The organism is Burkholderia sp. Ac-20392 (assembly GCF_017104585.1).
Classification (GTDB): Bacteria; Pseudomonadota; Gammaproteobacteria; order Burkholderiales; family Burkholderiaceae; genus Burkholderia; species Burkholderia lata.
The window spans coordinates 1-4466 of the sequence record NZ_JAAGPB010000598.1 but is presented as its reverse complement, the minus strand read 5'-3'; the positions used below and the strand labels follow the sequence as shown (position 1 = coordinate 4466).

5 protein-coding genes and 2 pseudogenes are annotated in these 4466 nt (G+C 65.5%); 2 read left to right on the top strand and 5 right to left on the bottom strand.

Annotated elements, in window-relative coordinates:
• Nucleotides 1-99 (bottom strand): annotated as a pseudogene (locus G3N99_RS42180) (CidA/LrgA family protein); the annotation flags it as partial.
• 138 nt (nt 100-237) lie between these two features.
• Between G3N99_RS42180 and G3N99_RS35240 the strand changes: the two are divergent.
• Nucleotides 238-1164 (top strand): LysR family transcriptional regulator, encoded by a 927-nt coding sequence (locus G3N99_RS35240; protein WP_174940291.1) that lies wholly within the window; start codon nt 238-240, stop codon nt 1162-1164.
• A gap of 24 nt (nt 1165-1188) precedes the next feature.
• Here G3N99_RS35240 and G3N99_RS35235 read toward each other — a convergent pair whose 3' ends face one another.
• From G3N99_RS35235 to G3N99_RS35220, 4 genes are all read right to left on the bottom strand, one after another.
• Nucleotides 1189-1575, bottom strand: a complete 387-nt coding sequence (locus G3N99_RS35235) for a type II toxin-antitoxin system VapC family toxin (protein ID WP_089449621.1) — start codon at nt 1573-1575, stop codon at nt 1189-1191.
• Complete coding sequence (locus G3N99_RS35230; protein WP_174936281.1) at nt 1572-1820, bottom strand: type II toxin-antitoxin system prevent-host-death family antitoxin; 249 nt, start codon at nt 1818-1820, stop codon at nt 1572-1574. Before G3N99_RS35230 ends, G3N99_RS35235 begins: the two co-directional genes overlap by 4 nt.
• An 83-nt stretch (nt 1821-1903) precedes the next feature.
• Entirely contained in the window at nt 1904-3466 is a 1563-nt protein-coding gene (locus tag G3N99_RS35225; RefSeq protein WP_174940289.1) for a DHA2 family efflux MFS transporter permease subunit, read from the bottom strand.
• Between the two features lie 177 nt (nt 3467-3643).
• Nucleotides 3644-4135 (bottom strand): MarR family transcriptional regulator, encoded by a 492-nt coding sequence (locus G3N99_RS35220; RefSeq protein ID WP_206124670.1) that lies wholly within the window; start codon nt 4133-4135, stop codon nt 3644-3646.
• Between the two features lie 174 nt (nt 4136-4309).
• Here G3N99_RS35220 and G3N99_RS35215 point away from each other — a divergent pair.
• A pseudogene (locus G3N99_RS35215) lies at nt 4310-4466 on the top strand (multidrug ABC transporter ATPase); the annotation flags it as partial.

Below are 4466 nucleotides of genomic sequence, written 5' to 3'. Positions count from 1 at the left end.
CGCGCCGAGCGCGGCGGCCTGCAGCGCGATCCGGCCCGTGCGCGCGAGGCTGCCCGAAGCGGCGGGGCGAGTGGCGAGTGCGGCGGTCGGCTTGGTCATGGCGGGCTCCCTACAGATATTGCGTCGATGGTGGGAGTATAGGGTTTCCCCTAACCATAAATAAAATGACTTGTCTCTATCCTTGTCATTCCAATTCGGAATTCGTTTTGATCGCCGCACCAATTTGGGGAGTCATCGATGGAATTGCGCGCGCTGCGGTACTTCGTCGAGGTGGTTCGCCAGCAGAGTTTCACGGCGGCCGCCGACAAGCTGTTCGTGACCCAGCCGACCATCAGCAAGATGGTGAAGGCGCTGGAGGACGAGATCGGTTCGCCGCTGCTGCTGCGCGACGGCCGGCAGATGGTGCTGACCGACGCGGGGCGGATCGTGTTCCAGCGCGGCCAGGACGTACTCGCCGCGCAGGCGCAGCTGCAGTCGGAGCTGAACGATCTCGGCACGCTCGGGCGCGGCGAGCTGACGATCGGGATTCCGCCGCTCGGCGGCTCGCTGTTCACGCCGATCATCGCCGCGTACAAGCAGCGCTACCCGAACATCGAGCTGAAGCTGTTCGAGCAGGGCGCGCGGATGATCGAGGCCGCGCTGACGTCGGGTGAGCTGGAGCTGGGCGGGCTGCTGGAACCGGTCGATCCCGGCACCTTCGAGCGGCTGCCGATGGTGCGCGCGCCGCTGTGGCTCGTCGCCCCGCGCGAGTCGCGCTGGGAGGATCACGCGGCCGTGCCGCTCGGGGATCTCGCACGCGAGTCGTTCGTGTTCTACGCGGAAAGCCTCGCGCTGCACGATGCGGTGCTCGACGCGTGCCGGCAGGTCGGCTTCACGCCGTCGATCGTGAGCCGCAGCGGCCATTGGGATTTCATGGCCGCGCTCGTGCATGCGGGGGTCGGCATCGCGCTGCTGCCCGAGCCGTATTGCCGGCGGCTCGACGCGGGCCAGTTCACGTGCCGGCCGATCGTCGAGCCGGAGATCACGTGGGCGATCGCGCTCGGCTGGCTGAAGAAGGGGTATCTGTCGCACGCGGCGCGCGCGTGGCTCGACGTGGCGCGGGCGACGCTGCCGATCGCGCCCGGCGACGATCTGGCGTTCGGCGGGTTGCGGGCGCGGGAGTGAGCGCCAGGCCGATGCCCGGCACAATCAGACGTGTTTGATCGGACCCGGATAGCGGGCAACGGTATGGTCGTGCGTGAGCAGCGTGATGCCTTCCGAGATCGCCTGGGCGACCAGGAGACGGTCAAACGGATCGCGGTGGATCGACGGCAATTGTTCGACCGCAAGCGCGTGCGCGCTCGTGATCGGCAATTCCACGTAGCCGACATCAAGGAGATTGCGACGGAGCACGTGCGGGTCCACTTGGAAATCATCGCGATCCAGTCCACGCTTGATGACGATCTCCCAGAGGCTCGCAACGCTGAAAAGCGGTGTACAGGCGGGATCCTCGATGAGCGCACTGGCGCGGGCGGGCAGCTCGGCCGCACCGGCTGCCGCCCAAAGAAGCAAGTGTGTGTCGAGCAGCAACTTCATGCGTCACCCTCGAACAGCTTGCCGATTTCGTCGCTCCCCATCGTGTCGAAATCGTCCGGGACACGGATCTGCCCCTTCATGAAGCCAATCCGGCTCAGCCGGACGGGGTTCGGCGTATCGATGGGGACCACCTTGACGAGTGGCTTGCCCGCTTTCGCGATCACGAACGGCTCGCCGGCATGAACGGCTTCGTCGATCAAACGCGACAGGTTCGTCTTCGCGTCGTGCATGTTGTAGGTATGCATCGCTCCCTCCGATTGAACTAAGTTCAAATATTTTGTTAGCTTAGTTCAATCGAGAAAAGCAAGCAAGTTCAGCCGCTCCTCCTTCAATGCCCCATCGCCGGCCCCGCACCCTTTCTCGGCTTCGTGATCCACACGAGCCCCGCGAGCGCACCGAACATGAACGCCGACAGCAGGAAGAAGTCGTTGGTCGCCATCATGAAGCCCTGCTGCGTGACGAGCTGGTTGAGCTGCGCATTGGCCGTCTGGCCGACGATGCCGAGCTGCGACAGCGCGCCCTGGTAGTCGGTCGTGCTCTGCGCATACACGCTCACCGATTCCGACAGGCGCGCGTGGTGATAGATCGCGTCGTTCTCCCAGAACGTCGAGCTCGCCGCGGTGCCGATCGCGCCCGACAGCGTGCGCAGGAAGTTCGACAGCCCCGACGCGCTCGCGAGCCGGTCGTCGGAGATGCTCGACAGCGTGATCGTCGTCATTGGCACGAAGAAGCACGCGACGCCGATCCCCTGCACGAGACGCGGCAGGATCACATGGTTGAACGGCACGTCGAGCGTAAACGTCGAGTTCCAGATCGACACGCCGGCGAACACGATGAACGCGAAGCTCGCGACCATCCGCAGGTCGAGCCGGTGCATGTTGCGGCCGATCAGCGGCGACAGCACGAGCGCGAGCAGCCCGACCGGCGCGGTCGCGAGGCCGGCCTTGCCCGCCGTGTAGCCCATCACCGTCTGCAGCCACAGCGGGAAGATCACGACCGAGCCGAAGAACGCCATGAAGCCGAACGAGATGATCATCGCGCCGAGCGCGAAGTTGCGGTCCTTGAACAGCGACAGGTCGACCACCGGCTCCTTCTCGGTCGCCTCCCACACGAGCATGAACGCGAGCGACACGACCGCAATCAGCGCGAGCGCGACGATAAACGTCGAGTTGAACCAGTCGCGGTCCTTGCCGAGGTCGAGCATCATCTGCAGGCACGACACGCCGATCACGAGCAGCGCGAGGCCGATCGCGTCGATCCGCTGCTTCGACGTCTTCGTCTCGCGGCCGCGCAGCAGGAAGTACGCGCAGGTCGCCGAGAAGATGCCGATCGGCAGATTGATGTAGAAGATCCACGGCCACGTGTAGTTGTCGCTGATCCAGCCGCCCAGCAACGGGCCGAAGATCGGTGCGACGATCACCGTCATCGCCCATAGCCCGAGCGCGAGCCCGCGCTTCGCGGGCGGGTAGCTGCGCATCAGGATCGTCTGCGACAACGGCACCATCGGCCCCGACACGAGGCCCTGCAGCAGCCGGAACGCGATCAGCGTCTCGAAGTTGTTCGCGAGGCCGCACAGCGCCGAAGCGACCGTGAACGCGAGCACCGACAGCGTGAACAGCCGCACCTCGCCGACCCGCCGCGCGAGCCAGCCGGTGAGCGGCACCGCGATCGCGGAAGCCACCGAGTACGAAGAGATCACCCAGGTGCCTTCGCTCGTCGCGACACCGAGGCTGCCCGAGATGGTCGGCACCGCGACGTTCGCGATCGACGTGTCGAGCACTTCCATGAAGGTGCCGAGCGCGAGCCCGACGGTGAGCAGCGCGAGCGCACCGCCGGACAGCGGCGCGGGTTCGGCGGCGGGGGAGGCGGCGGATGCCGTGGTGGCGGACATCGGAATCTCCTAGACGCGGCGCGCGCGACGCGCCGGCACAACGCACGGGTGTGCGCCGCAGCGCAGCCCGGCCGGGTGGAACGGATAAAGGGAAAAAGGGAGCGCGTGCCCTGTCATCTTCTGCCCAGACAGATAAATAAGCGAATGCTTAACCTAGACATGGGGCCTCCGCGCACATCAGCAGTCCGCTTCGTCGTCGGGTTTCGGGCAACCGGTCGAGCCGGGCCCATTGGCGATGAAGCGCTGCAGCAGGCCCGTGAGCGTCACGAGCTCGTCGGCCGAGAAACCGTCGAGCTGCGCGTTGAGCGCGGTGGCGATCAGCGACGGCAGCGCCCGGGCGGCTTCGGCGCCGCGCTCGGTCAGCGTCAGCTCGATCATCCGGCGGTCCTGCTCGCTGCGCGTGCGTGCGACCAGCCCCTTGCGTTCGAGCCGGTCGAGCATCCGTGTCATCGAACCGCTGTCGTACGACATCTTGCGGGACAGCTCGAACGGCGTGCGCGCATAGCCGCGCGACAGCAACAGGATCACGCCGATCTGCTGCGCGGTGAGGTCGAGCGGCTCGAGCGCTCGGTCCATCCGCTCAACGAGCGCCTGCTTCGCCTTCGACAGGTAATAGCCGAGGCTCGTTTCCAGCGCGATGTTCTCGGGATCGTAAAGGCCGCCGGTCATGCGATTGCGCACACAGCAATAGTGCGTTTCGGATTTAAACGCGCCCAGTATCTTGAAAATTGATTGCTTAGTCAATATTATTTGAAGCAACCAGTTACGACGTGCATGTTGCACTGCCGGAGACTATGTTCTGACCGATGCGCCCGCGCTGCGGGCACCCCGAGGATGTTCGCGATGCTGTTCCTGAAAAATGCCGCCGGCGCGCTGCGCCGCAACCTGACCGATACCGCTCATCATGCGTTTTCCGGGCCGCACCGCGGCTGGAAGATCGCGCTGTACGTGACGATGCTGGTGGTACCGGGCGGCTCGCTCGCGGCGCTCGGGTTCGCAA